The sequence below is a fragment of the Aestuariivirga sp. genome (assembly GCF_046294715.1).
Lineage (GTDB): Bacteria > Pseudomonadota > Alphaproteobacteria > Rhizobiales > Aestuariivirgaceae > Aestuariivirga.
Genome location: NZ_JBKBKI010000039.1, coordinates 10,080 through 26,917 on the forward strand (window position 1 = coordinate 10,080; position 16,838 = coordinate 26,917).

20 protein-coding genes and 1 tRNA gene are annotated in these 16,838 nt (G+C 67.0%); 6 read left to right on the forward strand and 15 right to left on the reverse strand.

Annotated elements, in window-relative coordinates:
• Window positions 1-84: 84 nt before the first annotated feature.
• From ACK4HL_RS18300 to ACK4HL_RS18315, 4 genes are all read right to left on the reverse strand, one after another.
• Complete coding sequence (locus ACK4HL_RS18300) at window positions 85-2,127, reverse strand: ASKHA domain-containing protein (protein ID WP_409763496.1); 2,043 nt, start codon at window positions 2,125-2,127, stop codon at window positions 85-87.
• Between the two features lie 51 nt (window positions 2,128-2,178).
• The gene (locus tag ACK4HL_RS18305; protein ID WP_409763499.1) at window positions 2,179-3,138 is read right to left on the reverse strand and encodes a methyltetrahydrofolate cobalamin methyltransferase; all 960 of its coding nucleotides are present in this window, start codon (window positions 3,136-3,138) and stop codon (window positions 2,179-2,181) included.
• Window positions 3,135-3,434: a virulence factor gene (locus ACK4HL_RS18310; protein WP_409763502.1), complete on the reverse strand. Its 300-nt coding sequence runs from the start codon at window positions 3,432-3,434 to the stop codon at window positions 3,135-3,137. The genes ACK4HL_RS18305 and ACK4HL_RS18310 overlap by 4 nt, the downstream gene beginning before the upstream one ends.
• A gap of 110 nt (window positions 3,435-3,544) precedes the next feature.
• On the reverse strand, window positions 3,545-3,802 hold the full coding sequence (locus ACK4HL_RS18315) for a GlsB/YeaQ/YmgE family stress response membrane protein (protein ID WP_409763505.1): 258 nt from the start codon (window positions 3,800-3,802) through the stop codon (window positions 3,545-3,547).
• Between the two features lie 112 nt (window positions 3,803-3,914).
• Here ACK4HL_RS18315 and ACK4HL_RS18320 point away from each other — a divergent pair, with 112 nt between their 5' ends.
• A complete protein-coding gene (locus ACK4HL_RS18320) occupies window positions 3,915-4,391 on the forward strand; it encodes a YidB family protein (protein ID WP_409763508.1) in 477 nt (158 codons plus the stop codon).
• A 14-nt stretch (window positions 4,392-4,405) separates the two neighbouring features.
• On the opposite strand, the gene ACK4HL_RS18325 is transcribed toward ACK4HL_RS18320, so the two are convergent.
• The 7 genes from ACK4HL_RS18325 to ACK4HL_RS18355 all read right to left on the reverse strand — a co-directional run bounded on the left by ACK4HL_RS18325 (window position 4,406) and on the right by ACK4HL_RS18355 (window position 9,167).
• On the reverse strand, window positions 4,406-5,629 hold the full coding sequence (locus ACK4HL_RS18325) for a CaiB/BaiF CoA transferase family protein (RefSeq protein ID WP_409763511.1): 1,224 nt from the start codon (window positions 5,627-5,629) through the stop codon (window positions 4,406-4,408).
• Between the two features lie 83 nt (window positions 5,630-5,712).
• Entirely contained in the window at window positions 5,713-6,165 is a 453-nt protein-coding gene (locus ACK4HL_RS18330; protein ID WP_409763514.1) for a hypothetical protein, read from the reverse strand.
• Window positions 6,166-6,216: 51 nt separating this feature from the next.
• A complete protein-coding gene (locus tag ACK4HL_RS18335) occupies window positions 6,217-6,663 on the reverse strand; it encodes a low molecular weight phosphatase family protein (RefSeq protein ID WP_409763517.1) in 447 nt (148 codons plus the stop codon).
• Between the two features lie 9 nt (window positions 6,664-6,672).
• On the reverse strand, window positions 6,673-7,152 hold the full coding sequence (locus tag ACK4HL_RS18340) for a UPF0262 family protein (RefSeq protein ID WP_409763520.1): 480 nt from the start codon (window positions 7,150-7,152) through the stop codon (window positions 6,673-6,675).
• 33 nt (window positions 7,153-7,185) lie between these two features.
• Window positions 7,186-7,617 carry a DUF2948 family protein gene (locus ACK4HL_RS18345; RefSeq protein ID WP_409763523.1) on the reverse strand — a complete coding sequence of 144 codons (432 nt, stop codon included), beginning with the start codon at window positions 7,615-7,617 and terminating at the stop codon, window positions 7,186-7,188.
• A 4-nt stretch (window positions 7,618-7,621) separates the two neighbouring features.
• A complete protein-coding gene (gene murA, locus ACK4HL_RS18350) occupies window positions 7,622-8,914 on the reverse strand; it encodes a UDP-N-acetylglucosamine 1-carboxyvinyltransferase (RefSeq protein ID WP_409763526.1) in 1,293 nt (430 codons plus the stop codon).
• Window positions 8,915-9,011: 97 nt separating this feature from the next.
• A complete protein-coding gene (locus tag ACK4HL_RS18355; RefSeq protein ID WP_409763529.1) occupies window positions 9,012-9,167 on the reverse strand; it encodes a hypothetical protein in 156 nt (51 codons plus the stop codon).
• Between the two features lie 96 nt (window positions 9,168-9,263).
• On the opposite strand from ACK4HL_RS18355, the gene ACK4HL_RS18360 reads away from it, so the two are divergent.
• Together ACK4HL_RS18360 and ACK4HL_RS18365 are read left to right on the forward strand one after the other, a co-directional pair.
• A tRNA-Thr gene (locus tag ACK4HL_RS18360) sits at window positions 9,264-9,338 on the forward strand.
• 89 nt (window positions 9,339-9,427) lie between these two features.
• The gene (locus ACK4HL_RS18365; RefSeq protein WP_409763532.1) at window positions 9,428-10,162 is read left to right on the forward strand and encodes a galactosyltransferase-related protein; all 735 of its coding nucleotides are present in this window, start codon (window positions 9,428-9,430) and stop codon (window positions 10,160-10,162) included.
• A gap of 24 nt (window positions 10,163-10,186) precedes the next feature.
• On the opposite strand, the gene ACK4HL_RS18370 is transcribed toward ACK4HL_RS18365, so the two are convergent.
• Both ACK4HL_RS18370 and ACK4HL_RS18375 read right to left on the reverse strand, forming a co-directional pair.
• Window positions 10,187-12,955 carry a tetratricopeptide repeat protein gene (locus tag ACK4HL_RS18370; protein WP_409763535.1) on the reverse strand — a complete coding sequence of 923 codons (2,769 nt, stop codon included), beginning with the start codon at window positions 12,953-12,955 and terminating at the stop codon, window positions 10,187-10,189.
• A gap of 40 nt (window positions 12,956-12,995) precedes the next feature.
• A complete protein-coding gene (locus ACK4HL_RS18375) occupies window positions 12,996-13,589 on the reverse strand; it encodes a DNA-3-methyladenine glycosylase (RefSeq protein WP_409763553.1) in 594 nt (197 codons plus the stop codon).
• A 64-nt stretch (window positions 13,590-13,653) separates the two neighbouring features.
• Here ACK4HL_RS18375 and ACK4HL_RS18380 point away from each other — a divergent pair, with 64 nt between their 5' ends.
• The 3 genes from ACK4HL_RS18380 to ACK4HL_RS18390 are packed head-to-tail and all read left to right on the forward strand — an operon-like array spanning window position 13,654 to window position 15,930.
• A complete protein-coding gene (locus ACK4HL_RS18380) occupies window positions 13,654-13,962 on the forward strand; it encodes a hypothetical protein (protein WP_409763538.1) in 309 nt (102 codons plus the stop codon).
• Window positions 13,959-14,963, forward strand: a complete 1,005-nt coding sequence (locus ACK4HL_RS18385) for an alpha/beta fold hydrolase (protein ID WP_409763541.1) — start codon at window positions 13,959-13,961, stop codon at window positions 14,961-14,963. The genes ACK4HL_RS18380 and ACK4HL_RS18385 overlap by 4 nt, the downstream gene beginning before the upstream one ends.
• A gap of 16 nt (window positions 14,964-14,979) precedes the next feature.
• On the forward strand, window positions 14,980-15,930 hold the full coding sequence (locus tag ACK4HL_RS18390; RefSeq protein ID WP_409763544.1) for an NAD(P)/FAD-dependent oxidoreductase: 951 nt from the start codon (window positions 14,980-14,982) through the stop codon (window positions 15,928-15,930).
• Between the two features lie 9 nt (window positions 15,931-15,939).
• On the opposite strand, the gene ACK4HL_RS18395 is transcribed toward ACK4HL_RS18390, so the two are convergent.
• Both ACK4HL_RS18395 and ACK4HL_RS18400 read right to left on the reverse strand, forming a co-directional pair.
• Window positions 15,940-16,527 (reverse strand): thermonuclease family protein, encoded by a 588-nt coding sequence (locus ACK4HL_RS18395; RefSeq protein WP_409763547.1) that lies wholly within the window; start codon window positions 16,525-16,527, stop codon window positions 15,940-15,942.
• Window positions 16,524-16,838 (reverse strand): molybdenum cofactor biosynthesis protein MoaE (locus tag ACK4HL_RS18400; RefSeq protein ID WP_409763550.1); only part of this gene is annotated, 315 nt, incomplete at its 5' end. The genes ACK4HL_RS18400 and ACK4HL_RS18395, both read right to left, overlap by 4 nt.

Below are 16,838 nucleotides of genomic sequence, written 5' to 3' on the forward strand. Positions count from 1 at the left end.
CGCCTGCTTACATCGCAATCAGCTGCGAAGCAATTCCCAACTCCGCAGCCCCAAGATGCAAGTTCCGCACCAAAGAGAAGAGCGTCAGCCCCGCCTGCGGCGGCGGCGCTCGCCGCCGTCATCACCGGTGGAAACGATATCCTTCGGCGGCGGCAGCTTCACGGCGGCGGAAAGGTTGGGGAATGGCGCAGTCTTGTGCGGAATGGCCATGGCTTCGACAAAATGCTGCTGGAACATCGGTTCCACGGCCGTCTCGACCTTTTCGATCCGGCGCACGACGCTCTCGATCTCGTCCCGCGCCTTCATGTTGAGGAGCGCGATGCGGGCGCCGGTCCCCGCCGCGTTCCCCGCACTCTGCACTTTCGAAAGATCGCAATCGGGGATCAGGCCCAGGATCATCGCGTACTTCACGTCGATGTGACTGCCGAACGCGCCCGCGAGCCTGATCTTGCCGACTTCCTCGATGCCGAGCTTGTCCATCAGCAACCTCACGCCCGCATAAAGCGCGGCCTTGCCGAGCTGGATGGCGCGCACGTCGTTCTGGGTGATGCGGATCATGGGCTCGTTGCCGCCTTCGCGCGGGGCCCGGATCACGTAGTTGAAGGTGCGCTTGTAGGGCTCGATGCGCGGGCTCCTCGCGGCCAGCGAGCCATCGATGAGGCCGTCCTGGTTGATGACGCCGGCAAGATACATCTCGGCAATCGCCTCGATGATGCCGGAACCGCAGATGCCCGTGACGCCTGTTTGCGCGACCGCTTCCTCGAATCCATCCTCGTCCGACCATTTGTCAACGCCGATCACCCTGTAGCGCGGCTCCAGCGTCTCGGGGTCGATGCGGATGCGCTCGATGGCGCCTGGTGCCGCGCGCTGGCCGGAGGAAATCTGCGCACCCTCGAAGGCAGGCCCGGTGGGAGAGGAGCAGGCAAGCAGCCGCGCCTTCGAGCCCAGCACGATTTCGGCATTGGTGCCGACGTCGACGGCCAGCATGATCTCGTCCTGCTCGTGGGGTGCTTCCGAGAGAACGACGCCTGCCGTATCCGCACCCACATGGCCAGCGATGCAGGGCAGCACATAGGCGAAGGCGCCGGGGTTGAGCCTGAGATCCAGCTCCTTTGCCGGACAGGTGACTGAAAGCCCGGTTGCCAGCGCGAAGGGGGCGCCGCCGAGCTCCGTCGGGTCAATCCCCAGGAACAGGTGGTGCATGACGGGATTGCCCACGAGCACCACTTCGAGAATGTCGGTGATGTCGATGCCGCCCTGGCTCGCCACCTCCTGCGCCAGCGTGTTGAGCGCCTGCCGGATGGCGGCGGTCATCTCCTTCTCGCCGCCGGGATTCATCATCACGTAGGAAACGCGGCTCATCAGATCCTCGCCGAAACGGATCTGCGGGTTCATGAGGCCAGCGGAGGCCGTGACCTCGCCCGTCGAGAAGTTGGTGAGATGCGCGGCGATCGTCGTCGACCCCACGTCGATGGCCAAGCCGAAGGCCCGGTCGTGGAAGCCGGGCCAGATGGCGACGAGACGGTTGCCGCCGCCCGGGGCCCTCGAGAACACCGCGGCGGTGATCTTCCATTCACCCTTGCGCAGCGTCTTCTGCAGGTCCGAGATGATCGAGAGATCGCAGGAGAGATCGCCGATGCCCCACTGTTCCTTCAGCGCCCGGTAGACACGCTCGAGGTCCGAGGAGGGCTTGTGCATGTCGGGTTCCTCGACCTCGATGAAGCACAGCCGGGTGGCGGGATCGAGTTCGATGGCGCGGGTATCCGCCTCCTTGCGGACCACCTGCTTGTGAACCTGGGATTCGGGCGGCACGTCGATGACGAGATCGCCGAGAATGCGCGTCTGGCAGGAGAGGCGGCGGCCAGGCGCCAGTCCCCTGATCTTGTCGTAGCGCTCCTCGACCTTCGAGAACTCGGACACATGCGTGGCGCGCGAGGTGATGCCGTGCTTGGCGAATTCTCCCTCGCCGACGTTCACCTGGCAGCGCCCGCAGATGGCCCTGCCGCCGCAGACCGAATCGATGTCGACGCCGAGCGCGCGGGCCGCCTGCAGCACCGGCGTTCCGACGGGAAAGCGCCCGCGCTTGCCGGACGGGGTGAAGACGATGAGGGGGTTCGTTTCGGTCATGGCGGACGTCCTGAATGAGCCCCCTCGTTACGGGGCCTATGGGCGATGAGATTAGCGGCGGCGGCGCGCCTCGCGGGCCGCGCGGCGGGCGGCGATCTCTTCAGCCGTCGGCGCCTTCTCGCCCGGCGCGAGAGCGGCGGCAGCCGGAGCGGGCGCCATGTCGCGGAACTTGTTGTTCCAGAACCTGCAGTGCGCATCCGTGCCGTTCAGCACGTTGGCGCCGAAGATGGCGTGCATGTCTTCGTCGTGCAGCGGGTTCATGATGGCCGACGTCATGCCGTGGCTTGCCGCCATGGCGAGGAAGTAGCCGGTGAGCGCACGGCGGTTCGGCATGCCGAAGGAGATGTTGGAGGCGCCGCAGGTGGTGTTCACCTTGAGCTCCTCCCGCAGGCGGCGGACGAGCCGGAACACCTGCTGGCCGGCCGTGCCCATGGCGCCGATCGGCATCACCAGCGGATCGACCACGATGTCATGCGGCTTGATGCCGTGGTCGGCGGCACGCTCGACGATCTTCTTGGCCACCGCGAAACGCACGTCCGGGTCTTCCGAGATGCCGGTCTCGTCATTCGAGATGGCGACGACGGCGACGTTGTACTTGGCGACGAGCGGGAGGATGGCCTCGAGCTTCTCCTCCTCGCCGGTGACGGAATTGACGAGGGGGCGGCCCTTGGCGGTCTCCAGCCCCACCTTCAGCGCCGAGGTCACCGAGGAGTCGAGGCAGAGCGGCAGCTCGGAGACGGACTGCACGATCTCGATCGTCTGGCGGAGCAGCGGCGGCTCGGACTCGTTGGGGTTCACCGCGGTGACGCCGGCATTGACGTCCAGGATGTGGGCGCCCGCTTCCATCTGCGCCAGCGCGTCCTTGATCACCGTGTCGAAGTTGCCCGCCTGCATCTCGGCAGCAAGCTTCTTGCGCCCCGTCGGGTTGATGCGTTCGCCGATCACGGTGAAGGGCCGGTCGAAACCGATGATGTGCTCGCGCGTGGCCGAAGCGACGAGGGTGTGGGTCATTGGGCTTTGCCTCCGTTGGCAATGAGGGTCCTGAGCTTGTCCGGGGTGTAGCTGGCTTCGATCTCGGCCTTGGCCTTCTCGACTTCCGCCGTGAGATCGTCCCCCACTGCCACGGGCTCGGCCCGGCGCCAGTCGGCGAGATAGCTGTCGGTGTCCGAGGCGCCGCCGCGCATGGCGGCCATGTCGATCGCTTCCTGGAAGCGCTCGGCGAGCATGCGCTTTTCCTCCTTGCGGCCGGCCTTGACCGAAACCGCCGAGGGAATGTCGCGCCAGTATGTGACGATGAGGTTGGCCATGGTGGCCGCTATATGCCTCGTCCGGGACGGGGCGGATAGCCTGAAAACGACATGGGAAAAGGGCGGGACGAAGCCCGTTCCCGCCCTCTCCCGCCCGGTTGGCGGAGGACTTAGGCCGTGCGCCGGCGCGAGATCATGCCCCAGACCGCCAGGACGATGACGGCCCCCACGATGGCGCCGATGAAGCCGGCCCCTTCATTGGGGCCGTACCAGCCGACCGCCTGGCCCAGGAAGGTGGCGACGAAGGCGCCGATAATGCCGAGGATGGTGGTCAGGATGAAGCCCGAGGGCTCGTTCCGGCCCGGCATCAGGAACTTGGCGATGACGCCCGCCACGAAGCCGATGATGATTGTCCAGATGATCCACATGCGCGTGTCCCCAATGAGTGTCTGCCCCCGCTGCCGTAACGGCGGAGGGAACTTTCCGTTCCGCGGACCCTTACCGGGGAAAGCACATCCGGCCATTCCTGGAGGAACTGTCATGGCGAATCGCATGCCGTCTCTCGCCGCCCTGCTGGGGCTCGTTGCCATCGCGGGCTACCAGAACCGCGACAAGATCGGCGATTTCATCAAGGGCCTGCAGAACCCCAATGCCGCGGGAACGGGCCCAGGCGGACCGGCCTCGCCCGCGCGGCCCGAACAGGCGACCGACATGCTGGGTTCGGGCTATGCCGGGAACGCGATCCTGGGTGGCATCGGCGAACTCGTCGAGCAGTTCCGCAATGCCGGCCAGGCCCGCAAGGCCGAGTCCTGGGTTTCGGCGGGGCGGAACGAGCCCATCGACGAGCGCGAGATGGAGGAGGCGCTGGGGCCGGATCTGGTGGAAAGATTGACCCGGCAGACCGGCCTCGACCGACAGGAACTGCTCCGCCGCCTGAGCCAGACGCTTCCTGAAGCGGTCGACAAGCTGACGCCCGAAGGCCAGCTTCCGCCCTCCTCGCAGGCCGGGGCGGCGTAGGCGAAAGGCCGGCTTCAGCCGATCACGCCCGCCTTGCGCAGACGCTCGATCTCCTCGGGTGCGAGCTCCAGGACGGTTGAGAGCACCTTCTCGGTGCCGTCGCCGAGCCGCGGCGGGGCCTTCTCGTATTCGACCGGCGTGGCGGAGAAGACGACCGGGTTGGCGACGCCCGGCACCTGGACGCCGTCGTCACGTGTCAGCCCGATCTGCATCCCGCGCGCCAGCACCTGCTCGTTGGCGAAGACCTGGTCGATCGTGTTGATCGGCCCGCAGGGGATCGCTGCCGATTCGAAGGCCTCCACCCATTCTGCCGTGGTGCGCGCCTTCATCGGCCCGACCAGCATCGGGATCAGCTCGGCGCGGTTGACGACGCGGCCGCGGTTCAGGCGGAAGCGCTCGTCCTCGGCGAGATGCGGCACGCCGATGATGGCGCAGTATTCCCGGAACTGGCGGTCGTTCGCCACCGCCATGATGATGTAGCCGTCCCTGGTCTGGAAGGTCTGGTAGGGCACGATGTTGGGGTGGGCGTTGCCCATGCGGGTGGGGGCCTTGCCGCCGACGAGGTAGTTCAGTGCCTGGTTGGCGAGCACGCCCACCTGCGAATCGAGGAGTGCGACGTCGATGTGCTGGCCCTCGCCGGTGCGCTCGCGGTGGAACAGGGCGGCCTGGATCCCGATCGTGCAGTAGAGGCCGGTGAAGATGTCGGCGAAGGCGACGCCGATCTTCATCGGTTCCGCACCCGGCGCGCCATCGGGCTGGCCCGTCACCGACATGATGCCGCCCATGCCCTGGATCATGAAGTCATAGCCCGCACGCTGGGCGTAGGGCCCGTTCTGGCCGAAGCCGGTGAGCGAGCAGTAGATCAGCCGGGGGTTCACCGCCTTCAGGCTCTCGTAATCGAGCCCGTATTTCCTGAGGCCGCCGACCTTGAAGTTTTCCATGACGATGTCGGAGCGGGCGGCGAGCTCCCGGATGAGGCGCTGGCCGTCCGGGCTCGCCATGTCGATGGCGACCGACCACTTGCCGCGGTTGGCGGAGAGGAAATAGGCGGCATCGCCCTTGCTGCCATCCGGATTGGTGATGAAAGGCGGCCCCCAGCCGCGCGTGTCGTCGCCCTCGCCGGGTTTCTCGATCTTGATCACCTGGGCGCCGAAATCGGCGAGGATCTGCGTCGCCCAGGGCCCCGCGAGCACGCGGCTGAGATCGAGGACGCGAAGGCCGGCGAGCGGACCTGCCATGGAAGACTCCCGTGAAGAACCTGCCCGTCTTCTAGCCGCCGCCACGGGCTTGCGCAAAGGGCCGCCGGCGACGGGAGGCAAGGCTAGCGGCGCAGCCTCGCCCACAGCGCATCATCGAGCTCCAGGCCCTGCTGCTCCGCCTGCGCCAGCTTCTCGGCATAGGGGTTCTTGTGCCGCGTGCCGCCCACCGCGAAGGACGGGTCCACCGGGCAGCCGATGCCGATGTCCTCGCGGACCGTGAAGGGCAGCAGGAACAGCCCGTGCCGAACGTTCCGCAGGAAGGCCCGCCCATTGGCCCGCACATGGCGCATGATGGCGGGCGCCAGGAAGGCGCAGGACACGTTCCTGAGGTCGAGCCCGAGGGAATCGCGCACCAGGTTGAGCGAGCGCTGCTCGTCGCCCAGAGCCTCGGTGAGGAACTTGAGGCCGGTGTACCCGCAGGCCTCGAGCCAGATCGTGGCCCAGGCGATCTCTCCCGCATCGGGAAGGCCGAGCGCGGCGAGGCGTTCCGCGAGATCGCCTTCCGCTGTGATCATGTCGATGTGCATGGTGCTCCTGTTAGGCGTTTTCGGCTCGCCCGGATACCTTTAAACGCCGGCTGCGGCGACGCTCCCGAAGCGCTGCCGGATGCGGCGTGCCAGCTGGTCCCTCACCTCGCGGTAGCTGTCGAGGATCTGCTCGCGGCTGCCCGCGGTGATGGAGGGGTCGAGCGTTGGCCAGTATTCGGCGGCGATGGCCATGGTGCGCGTCATCTCCAGCGCCCGGTGGTGGGCCTCGGGCGACAGCGAGATGACGACGTCGAAGCTCGAATCCTCGAGATCCTCGAAGCCCTGGGGCCGGTGCTTGCCGAGTTCGATCCCCATTTCGTCCATCACGGCCGCGACGAAGGGGTCGGCCATGCCGGGCTTCACCCCGCAGGAGGCGACATAGACGCGGTGCCCGTAGAAATGCTTCATGATGGCGGCGGCCATCACCGAACGGATGACGTTCTGGGTGCAGGCGAAGAGGACGGCGCTCGGAAGGTCTCCCGCCATCGGACTGGGTCAGCCCCGCCAGTGCAGGACGCAGACGAGGGTGAACAGGCGGCGCGCCGTGTCGAAGTCGACCTCCACCTTGCCGGTGAGCCGTTCGCGCAGCAGCTCGCTTCCCTCGTTGTGAAGGCCCCGGCGCGCCATGTCGATGGTCTCGATCTGGCTCGGTGTGGCCGTGCGGATCGCCTGGTAGTAGCTCTCGCAGATGAGGAAATAGTCCTTCACGATGCGCCGGAACGGCGACATCGACAGCCCGATGAGCGTGAGCCGCTCCTCCGCGGCGTTCAGCACGTCGAAGATCAGCCGCCCGTCCGCCGTCGAGAGCTTGAGCCGGTAGGGACCTTCCGGGCTGGCGAGCAGGGTGAAGCTGTTTTCCTCGACGAGGTCGTAGATGGCGACGCGCCGCTCGTGCTCGGCCTCGGGCGAGGGCCCGGGCCCGATCGAGGCATCCAGTTCGACCGCGCAGAGGCGATTCTTGCGTGTTTCCGTCATGGGAGGACCATAGCCGCCGGTGAAGACGGGAATCTAGAGCGTGTCCTCTTGGTCGAGAGGGTGGCTCGGAACCCCCTTCGCCGCCCAGGCGGGCCCCAGATCGGTCATCTGGCATTCAAGGCATTCGACCAGGAGCCGGATGGTACCGCCGCCCGAAAAGCTGAGCAGCACCTCGCCCGAGGGGGCATCGGTCTCGGCGAAGCTGATCGAGAGAAGCGACAGCACCTCGTCCTTCTCGTCCTGGCTGATGTTCAGCGTCTTGACGGCGAGCACCTGGCCGAAATGGAGCTCGGTGCGCCGGCGTTGTGCCTCCGCGGCCTCGTCCCAGGCGAAACGGTTGGCCACCAGCGCGAATTGCTTGCGCTTCGGGTGGTAAGTCATGTCGCCCACCAGCAGGATGGCGTCCTGCATCTGGGCCGAGATCACGGCGAGATCCTCGATGTCGAGTGCGCAAAGCCTGAGCATGGGCTCAGCCCCCGGCCAGCCGGCTGACATCGGCGCCGCAAGCCGAAAGCTTCTCTTCCAGCGTTTCGAAGCCGCGGTCGAGGTGATAGACGCGGTTGATCAGGGTTTCGCCCTCGGCCGCGAGCCCCGCGATGACGAGGGAGACGGAGGCGCGGAGGTCGGTCGCCATGACGGGCGCGCCGGTAAGCTTCTTCACCCCGCGCACTTCCGCCGTGTCGCCGTGGAGATGGATGTCGGCGCCCAGCCGCGCCAGTTCCTGCACATGCATGAAACGGTTTTCGAAGATCGTCTCGCGGATCATGCTGGTGCCGCCGGCCATGCTCATCAGCGCCATGAGCTGCGCCTGGCAGTCGGTCGGGAAGCCGGGGTAGGGAGATGTGTCGACCTTCACGGGCGCGAGCGCATGGCCGTTGCGGTGGATGCGCACGCCTTCGTTCATGGCCTCGACCCCGATTCCGGCGCGGCGCATGACGTCGAACACGGCCGCGAGATGGCCGGCATTGGCATCCTTCAAGAGCACGTCGCCCCCGGTCATGCCGACGCACATGGCGTAGGTGCCGGTCTCGATGCGGTCGGGGATGACGCTGTGCTCGGCGCCCGAAAGGCTGGTGACGCCGCGGATGCGCAGGGTGGGCGTGTGAATGCCCTCGATCTTCGCCCCCATCTTGACCAGGCATTCCGCAACGTCGCCGATCTCGGGCTCGGCCGCGGCATTCTCGATCACCGTGTCGCCATCCGCCATGACGGCGGCCATCAGGGCAGCGTGGGTCGCCCCGACCGAGACCTTGTCGAAGGCGATGTGGGCGCCCTTGAGGCCCTTGCGCGCCCGGGCGATCACGTAGCCGCCTTCTATGGCGATCTCGGCGCCGAGCTTTTCCATGGCCATCAGATGCATGTCGACGGGCCTTGTCCCGATCGCGCAGCCGCCGGGGAGCGAGACCTTCGCCTCGCCGCAGCGCGCGAGCAGCGGCCCCAGCACCCAGAAGCTGGCGCGCATCCTGGAAACGAGTTCATAAGGGGCGGTGGTATCGGCGATCTCGCGGGCGGTGAGGTGCATGACGTCACCCATCATGCCGTTTTGCCCGGCGCGCTTGCCCGCCACCATGATGTCGATGCCATGGTTCTGCAGGATGCGCTGCAGGAGGCGCACATCGGCCAGGCGCGGCACGTTGGAAAGGCTGAGGGTACCCGGCGTCAGGAGCGAGACGATCATCAGCGGCAGGGCCGCGTTCTTCGCGCCCGAGATCGGAATGGTTCCGTTCAGGCGGTTGCCGCCACGGATGCGGATACGATCCATCGTGTCAAATCCCCTGCTGCGAGAGGACACCCCTCCGGGACTCACTCCCGTTCGGTGGCGTCCTGCCCCAATTGCGGCGCTAACAAGCACAAATGGCTCAATTGGGGCAACCGTTCCCGCTTTCCGGCTTTTCAGGGGCATCGGTGTCCGTCTTGCGGCGCCGCGCCTGCTCCTTCCGCCGGGCGAGATTGGCCCGGAGCGCCTTCGCCAGCCGCTCCTTTCGCCGCTCCCTGTCTTTCTCTTCACCGCTCATGAGGGGGATTTTCGGGCCGCTCCCGTCCGCCGTCAAGCGACGGGGTTGCGCAAGCCCTCCGCCTGTGGCATGTGTCCGCCCGCCATCATGCGGTGCGCTGCCGTAGCTCAGTGGTAGAGCACTCCCTTGGTAAGGGAGAGGTCGGGAGTTCAATCCTCCCTGGCAGCACCATTCCGCTTCGCGAGTTCTCGAATTGCTCGATTGCCGCCGCAACGACACGTCCGCTAGCCTTGCCCGTTGAGAAGAGACGGCAGGCGGCCATGAAGAATTTCACTTACGATGCACAGCGCTATACCAAGCGCCTCAATGTCGTGGTTCCCTACCGGAACCGCGCGGAACATTTGGCGAAATTCATCCCTCACATGTTGATGTATTTCGCCCGCGACAAGCTGGACAGCCAGATCGACTTTGCCATCAACATCATCGAGCAGGTCTCGCCACAGGACTTTAACCGCGGCAAACTGAAGAATGTCGGCTTCGATCTGACCCGAAAAGACGGCGACTACGTCTGCTTCCACGACGTCGATTACCTGCCCATTTGGGCGGATTACTCATGGTCCAGGATACCGGCCCGACTTATTTGGCACGGACTCACGCTCCGCGAGAATTACGAGAGCTTTTTTGGGGGCGTCGTTCTCTTCGACAATGAAGTTTTTCAGTCCGTGAATGGCTATCCCAATTGCTACTGGGGCTGGGGCCCGGAAGACCTGGAGCTTGGCATGAGGTGCGGCCAGTCCGGATGTGGTTTTGAGAAGCGGGACGGGACCTACATGGCCCTGCCGCATCCTCATGCGGGGTTCGAGAAGCCAGGTGTTCACTCCCGGGAGGCAAGACGGTCGCACACGATATTTGGAGAGCGCAAGAACCGGCTGGCAGAATTGCAGGCAACCGACGGGCTAAGCGACCTAAGATACTCAGTGGTTGAGAAAATGAACGCCGTCCGCGATGGTGAAACACTGAAGAACGTTGTGCACTACAAGGTCAGTATTGGCTAAGCGTCGGGTCCACGACTGCCGCACTCAGTGCGGCATGGCGTTTGCCTTCAGAAATAGGTCAAGTGCCCGGATGAATTCCTGATCGCGGTAGAGCCTGTGCCGGCCGTGGCGGAAGAGGTCCGCGACGTGCCGCCTGTAGGCCTCGTCCTTCCCCATGCGCACCAGCCGCTCGACGTAGGCATCGGTGGACGGGGCGATCATCTCCTCCGCGCCGATCATTCGGAACATGGCGCTGCTGTGGCGCCCGCGCATGAATTCGCCCTCGAGTGTCACGAGCGGCACGCCGAAACGGATGTTCTTGAGCGTGGTGTTGCCGCCGCTCCAGCCGACGCTGTCGATGCAGACGTCCATGGCTCGCATCAGCCGGTCGTAGCCGCTCGGCTTCTGCCGGGGCAGGAACAGGACGTGTTTTCCGGCATCGAGCCCGTGCGCGGCAAAGCAACGCTCCAGCCGCCGCTGCAGCACGGTAGTGATGTAGGAGGAGCTTCCTTCCAGGAACACGAACAGCGCATCCGGCACCTCTGCGGCAATGCGCGGCAGGATGTCATCGTAGCGCGGCACATACTTGAAAAGCGATTGCAGGCAGCCATAGAGCACGCGGCCTTCTGGCAGGCCGAACGCGGGACCGCTGCGCGCCGCGGCCTCGCCGTCGTCCTCATCCTCGCGCTCCTCGAGATAAAGCGCAAGGTTCGGCATGCGCACCAGCTTTTCGCTGTAGTGATCCGCAGCGCCTGTTGGCTCCATCAGGTCGCTCGAGAGATAGAAGTCCATCTCTGGCGAGCCGGTCGTCACCGGATGGCCCCAGGCCGTGAACTGGCGCGGCGCGATCCGGTGCAGCGAGAGAAATCGGCTCACCGGCGTCATTCCCACATCCGGGAGCATCAGGAAGTCCAGCGCATCGTCGCGCATCTGCTGGACCACCTCGTGCATATCCGTGCGCGAAGAAGGGAATTGGCGGTGGGTGCCGAGGGCGGCGAACTTCGCCGCGAGCTGATCCCTGGCGGGCTCGAAATTATAGGTGAAGAACTCATAATCGCCCCGCGGCAGCTGGGCGAACCAGTTATAGGCCCAGTTGGCGCCATTGTGGTTGCGCAGCCTCTGCGACGCGATGCCGATGCGGATGCTCTGCCGGCTGGCGGGGCGGGTAGGCGGCTCATAGCGGGAAAGCGAGAGAAGTCTCGTCGCGGCGCAGGAGAGCTTCTGCATGACGGGGCGGTCGTTGCGCTGGTGATAGGCGAGGTAGAAGCCGGCGAGATGCTGCATCGCCTGTTCCGAGATCCGCGTCTGCACGGCGGTGAGCGGCGGATGGGAGGCATAGGCCTCTGCCAGCTCGTCCAGCACCCCTTCCACCTTCTGGCGCGTGGCGGCCAGTTCCTCCTCCGTGTCGTAAATGGCGGGGATCTTGTCGACCGAGAGAAGCTTCAGGCAGTCTTCGGCCGTCGCCCGGAGAAGCGCGTCGCTGCCGGCAAGAAGCCTGAGGTTCTGCCCGAAATCCTCGAGCGCGCCGGCCACTTCGCCCAGTTCGCTCCTCAGCGCGCCGCGCGCGCCATAGGGCGCCGCCCTGTCGGGCACCAGGGCAATGGCCCGGTCATAGCTCGCCAGCGCCTCCTCTGCGCGGCGCAAGTCGCGCAGGATGCTGGCGCGCGCAAGGTGCGCGTCGGCAAGATCGGGGTGGGAGCAGACGACGGCGTCGGCCGCGGCGAGCGCCTCTTCGAGGCGCCCCAGTCCACTCAGGGCGAAAATGCGCCGCAGCTCGGGCTCGGGCCAGACGGGGTCCAGTTCCCCCGCCTTGTCATAGCTCGCAAGCGCGGCACCGAAGTCCCTGCAACCCTCGAAGGCGCGGCCTGCACGGTAATAGGCGCGCGCGTTTCCGGGTTCGGCCGCAATGGCCAGGTCGCAGGCCCTGAGGGCCTCCTCGAAGCGAGACTGCCGGCACAGGAGCCGCGCCCGGGCGAGGAGGGCGGGCACGTTCGCCGGTTCCAGCTCCTGGGCGCGCGAATAATCGTCCAGCGCCTCGCCGTCCCGCCGCAGGCTCTCCAGAAGGCCGGCCCGCGTGAGGAAGGCTGCCGCCTGCCGCGGCGCGAGGGCGATGGCGCGGCTGGCCGCGGCAAGTGCGGCCTCATCATTGCCCAGCACATGCAGGCATTCCGCCAGGCTGCGGTGGGCCTCCGCGTGGCCCGGCGTGCGGGCGATGCAGGAGTCCAGCACGTCCCGCGCCTGGGTGAAGCGGTAGAGTTCCAGCAGAAGGCGCGCGGCATTCACCTGGGCTTCGGCATAGAGGGGCTTCAGCCTATAGGCCGTCGAATAGGCCTCGAGGGCTTCCTCACTCTGGCCGAGCATCGCCAGGGCATTGCCGAGATTGTTGTGCGCTTCAGCCAGATCGGGTTTCAGCCTGATGGCGGCCCGGTAGCTCTGAATCGCCTCTTCGGTCCTTCCTGCGTTCTTGAGCGCGAGTCCCCGGTTCAACAGCAGTTCAGGGGAGCGGGGCGACAGCTTGAGTGCGCTCGCGAAGCTCTGGGCAGCCTCCTCGTGCTGCCCGAGCTTCATGAGGATCAGGCCGCGATCCTTGTGGGGCTCGAAGCGGCGGGGGTTCAGCTTCGCGGCGGCGGCGAAGGCGGCGAGGGCGCGCTCCAGCCGCCCCGCCTGGTAGAGCGCCACGGCCATCAGATAGGCGACGTCGTAGTTCCGCGGGTCGCGCGCGAGGATGCCCTCATAGCTCCGCACCGCCGCGGCGTAATCGCCGCGCGCGTGGCTCGACTGCGCCGACTTGATGAGCATGGTCAGGCTCGACATGCGCTGCGGGAACTCCCTGCCAGTTCTTCGAGCGCAAGCCTTAGCCGATTCTCCCACCCGGGGAAATCTTCGCCTCTGGATGGAATCGGCGGCTCAGATAGGGCGAGCCAGCCGCGCCAAAGCGCCACGGCAGGTCTGACGCACGGGTAATGCCGATGCGCGGCCCGGTGGCGAGCGGCAGGCCGGTGCGTCCCTGCCTGAGGGAGAAGGGCGGCGAGAGCAGCGCCAGCCCGTCATGTTCGCCGCTGATGCCGAGCGCCTGGGCGAGCTTGCCGGGCCCGGAGCAGAGCTGGCGCACATCCGGGCGGCCCCGACGCGCCATCATCTCGTCGATCCCGGATGTCGGCTCAAGTGCCCGGATCAGCACGGCCGAACCCGGGAGGCACACGGCGTTGAGGCACCAGTGCATGCCATAGATCAGGTAGACATAGCTGGTGGCGGGCGGGCCGAACATGCTGGCGTTGCGCTGGCTGGGCCCGCGGAAGCTGTGCGATGCCGGATCGTCCGGCAGATATGCCTCGGTCTCGACGATGATGCCGCCCGCGCCGCCGAGGGTGATCTCGAAACCGATGAGGTCCGGCGCGACCTCGAGCGCGCTGCGGGCGAAGAAGCTCGGGTTGGGCATTTCCGTCATTCGCCCGGAACCCCTGAGCGGCGCTCCCGTTCCTGACCCGATGAGTTCTCCGTGAAGCTTGCCCATGAACCCTGCCAATCTCCAGCTCGAAGGCCTTCTCATGGCCTGTGCCGCCCTGAACCGCCTTCTCGTCGAGAAGGGCGTCGTCAGCGCCCACGAGATCGACACCGCCCTGCGCCGGGCGGAAGCTCGGATCACCTCTGACGACCGGTTCCGTGACGAGGATATCAGGCTCGCCAACCGCGACGCCATGTGTTTTCCGATCCGCTTCCTCCTTCTTGCCAATGGCGATGAGGAATGCGCCGCCGCCGGTTTTTCGGAGATCGCTCGCCAGGTGGGGCTCACCAAGCAGCCCTTCAACGACCAGCGATGAGCAGGCTGGCGGACAGGCTCGGCCGCCGCGGCCGTTTCGCCGCCGCGGGCGCTCTGGCGGGCATTGCCGCGGCGTGCGGGGCGGCGATCGCGGTCGAACGCCAGGCGGCCGAAGCCGAGCGTGACAACCCGCCGACCGGCGCCTTCCTCATGATCGACGGCGTAAGGCTTCACTACATCGACACCGGCGGGCCTGGGCGGCCCGTCGTCATGTATCACGGCAACGGTGCGATGATCGCCGACCTCGAGATCAGCGGCATCGTCGAGAGAATCGCCCGGCACCACCGCACCATCGTCTTCGACCGGCCGGGCTATGGCTACAGCTCCAGGCCGCGCGGCCAGGCGTGGGACCCCGCCGCCCAGGCGCAGCTCTTCCAGGCCGCGCTGACCAGGCTCGGGGTCGAGCGCCCGCTGGTGTTCGGCCATTCCTGGGGGAGCCTCGTGGCGCTCGCCCAGGCCCTCGACTATCCCGAAGGCGTCGCCGGGCTCGTCCTGGTCTCGGGCTATTACTTTCCGCAGGCACGGGCCGATATGGCGGCGTTGAGCCCGCCTGTCCTTCCCGTTCTGGGAGGCATCGTGAGGCACACGGTGGCGCCCTTCGCGATGCGACGGATGGCGCCTCGCGCCATCGCCAGGATGTTTTCGCCCGCCCCCGTGACGGACGCATTCCGCGAGCGCTTTCCGCTCGAACTGGCGCTACGCCCCTCGCAGATCCGCGCCAGCAGCGAGGAACTCGCACTCCTCAACGACGCCGCCGAGAGCCTGTCGCGGCATTATGGCGAGATCACGCTTCCTGCCGCCATCGTGGCGGGAGAAGCCGATGCCATCGTCGAGACCTCGCTCCACGCGGTGCGGCTCCACGCGCAGATTCCCGGAAGCACGCTTCACCTGCTGCCCGGATCCGGCCACATGCTGCACCACACGGAGACGGATGCGCTGGCCCGCATCGTCGAGGATGCCGCGGCATCCTTGGCTTCGCGCGAGGCAGCACCCCCCGCCTGAGAGAGGGAGGCTCCGCTTGGACGACACGCATGCGCGAGATCTTGCCTGTCTCGTGATCGGCGGCGGCCCGGCGGGCCTGACGGCGGCGATCTATCTGGCGCGATTCCACCTCCCGGTCACCGTTCTCGACGATGGCCGCAGCCGCGCCGCCATGATCCCGCTCACGCGGAACCACGCGGGCTACCCGGAGGGCATCGCGGGCGCCGAACTGCTGCGGCGCATGCGCCGCCAGGCGGAAGGCTTCGGGGTGACGATCAGGAGCGGCCGGGCCAACTCGCTCCGCAAAGCCGGCAATGGGTTCCGCGTCGAAACCGGGGATGGCGCGGTCCGCGCCTCCAAGATTCTGCTTGCCACCGGGGTCGAGAACCGGCGCCCCGGCATGACCGACGCTCTCCACGAGGAGGCGCTGCGGCGCGGCCTTCTCCGCTACTGCCCCGTCTGCGACGGTTTCGAGGTGACGGACATGAACATTGCGCTGCTCGGCAGCGGAGATCATGCCTTGCGGGAAGCGCAGTTCCTCCGGAGTTATTCGGCCCGCGTCACGCTGCTCGCCCCCGATGGCCCGCACCGGTGGACGCCGGGCGAACGGGCGGAACTGGCGCGCTGGGCCATCACCCCTGCCGATGGGCCGGTCTACGGGTATTCACTCGAGGCGAAGGCGATCTCGCTCCTGGCCGGCGGCAGGAGACTGAGCTTCGACACGCTTTATCCGGCGCTCGGAACCACGGTGCGCTCGGAACTCGCGCGCATGGCGGGCGCGGCGACGTCGGCGGATGGCGGCATCATCGTCGATCGCCGGCAGATGACCTCCGTCGAGGGGCTCTATGCGGCGGGCGACGTGGTTCTCGGGCTCGACCAGATCGGCAATGCGATGGGGCAGGCAGGCGTCGCTGCGACCGCCATTCGGAACGCCATCTGCGAAGCCCGCCCGCTGCGCCGCGCCGCCCATGGCGTGGCGCCGGCTTGAGCGAGTGCCTCAATCATCGTCCGCCGGCTCGCCTGCCGGGTCCATGCCGCTGCGCAGCGGCCGCGCCTGCTGCCGATGCCGTTGCCGCCAGGACTCCGGCCGCTCGAAACGGCCCTGCCAAAGACCGCGCCTGGCTTCCCGCGCCTGGCTCTCGGCCTCCGCGTGCTGCCGTGAGTGCCGCCGGTAGGCGAGTGCCCAGCCCATCCGCACCATTTCGCGGTTGATGCTAAGATCGCCCGCCAGGCATTCAGCCACCAGCCGGCCGTAACGGTCTGTCTCGAGAATGCGGCAGTCGAGCGTGCGGGCCTCGGTGAGGCCGCGCAGGGCCTGCCGCGCCTCGCGCCCGCAGGCATAGTCTTCGCCCGTGGCGCGCTTGCAGTGCTGGTCCAGTTCGGGGGCGTCGATGGCGTGCAGCCGGTAATCCTGGCCGTCCCTGCGCAGGGAATCGCCATCGACGGCGGTGAAGCGCCCGCTCGCGGGCATGAGCCAGCCTGCCTCCCGGGCTCCCGCGAGCAGCAGCACGAGCATCAGGACGAAGGCCACGGCCCCGCCCAGTCTGCGCGGCAGCGGCCGCCGCCCCCGCCGTGGACGCTTCAAGGCGCGGTCTTCTCCCAGCGGCGGGCGGCCTCGTCGTCACTCTCCTTCGCCGCCACCCAGCTGGCTCCGGCGGCGTTTTCTTCGAGCTTCCAGAAAGGCGCCTTGGTCTTGAGCCAGTCGATGAGGAAGTGGCAGGCCGCGAAGGCCGCCTCGCGGTGAGCGGAGGCGGTGATCACCAGCACGATGTCTTCGCCCGGTTCCAGCCGGCCGTAGCGGTGAATCACGAGCGAGGCATCGATCGGCCAGCGCCGCAGCGCCTCCGCTTCGATCTCGGCCAGTGCCTTTTCCGTCATGCCCGGATAGTGCTCGAG

Coding starts and splice junctions, on each gene's coding strand:
- ACK4HL_RS18380 (WP_409763538.1), top strand. CDS start 13,654: ATGAACCCTGCCAATCTCCAGCTCGAAGGCCTTCTCATGGCCTGTGCC.
- ACK4HL_RS18370 (WP_409763535.1), bottom strand. CDS start 12,955: ATGTCGAGCCTGACCATGCTCATCAAGTCGGCGCAGTCGAGCCACGCG.
- ACK4HL_RS18385 (WP_409763541.1), top strand. CDS start 13,959: ATGAGCAGGCTGGCGGACAGGCTCGGCCGCCGCGGCCGTTTCGCCGCC.
- ACK4HL_RS18325 (WP_409763511.1), bottom strand. CDS start 5,629: ATGGCAGGTCCGCTCGCCGGCCTTCGCGTCCTCGATCTCAGCCGCGTG.
- ACK4HL_RS18365 (WP_409763532.1), top strand. CDS start 9,428: ATGAAGAATTTCACTTACGATGCACAGCGCTATACCAAGCGCCTCAAT.
- ACK4HL_RS18355 (WP_409763529.1), bottom strand. CDS start 9,167: ATGAGCGGTGAAGAGAAAGACAGGGAGCGGCGAAAGGAGCGGCTGGCG.
- ACK4HL_RS18330 (WP_409763514.1), bottom strand. CDS start 6,165: ATGATCACAGCGGAAGGCGATCTCGCGGAACGCCTCGCCGCGCTCGGC.
- murA (WP_409763526.1), bottom strand. CDS start 8,914: ATGGATCGTATCCGCATCCGTGGCGGCAACCGCCTGAACGGAACCATT.
- ACK4HL_RS18305 (WP_409763499.1), bottom strand. CDS start 3,138: ATGACCCACACCCTCGTCGCTTCGGCCACGCGCGAGCACATCATCGGT.
- ACK4HL_RS18300 (WP_409763496.1), bottom strand. CDS start 2,127: ATGACCGAAACGAACCCCCTCATCGTCTTCACCCCGTCCGGCAAGCGC.
- ACK4HL_RS18345 (WP_409763523.1), bottom strand. CDS start 7,617: ATGCTCAGGCTTTGCGCACTCGACATCGAGGATCTCGCCGTGATCTCG.
- ACK4HL_RS18310 (WP_409763502.1), bottom strand. CDS start 3,434: ATGGCCAACCTCATCGTCACATACTGGCGCGACATTCCCTCGGCGGTT.
- ACK4HL_RS18340 (WP_409763520.1), bottom strand. CDS start 7,152: ATGACGGAAACACGCAAGAATCGCCTCTGCGCGGTCGAACTGGATGCC.
- ACK4HL_RS18315 (WP_409763505.1), bottom strand. CDS start 3,802: ATGTGGATCATCTGGACAATCATCATCGGCTTCGTGGCGGGCGTCATC.
- ACK4HL_RS18335 (WP_409763517.1), bottom strand. CDS start 6,663: ATGGCGGGAGACCTTCCGAGCGCCGTCCTCTTCGCCTGCACCCAGAAC.
- ACK4HL_RS18320 (WP_409763508.1), top strand. CDS start 3,915: ATGGCGAATCGCATGCCGTCTCTCGCCGCCCTGCTGGGGCTCGTTGCC.
- ACK4HL_RS18375 (WP_409763553.1), bottom strand. CDS start 13,589: ATGACGGAAATGCCCAACCCGAGCTTCTTCGCCCGCAGCGCGCTCGAG.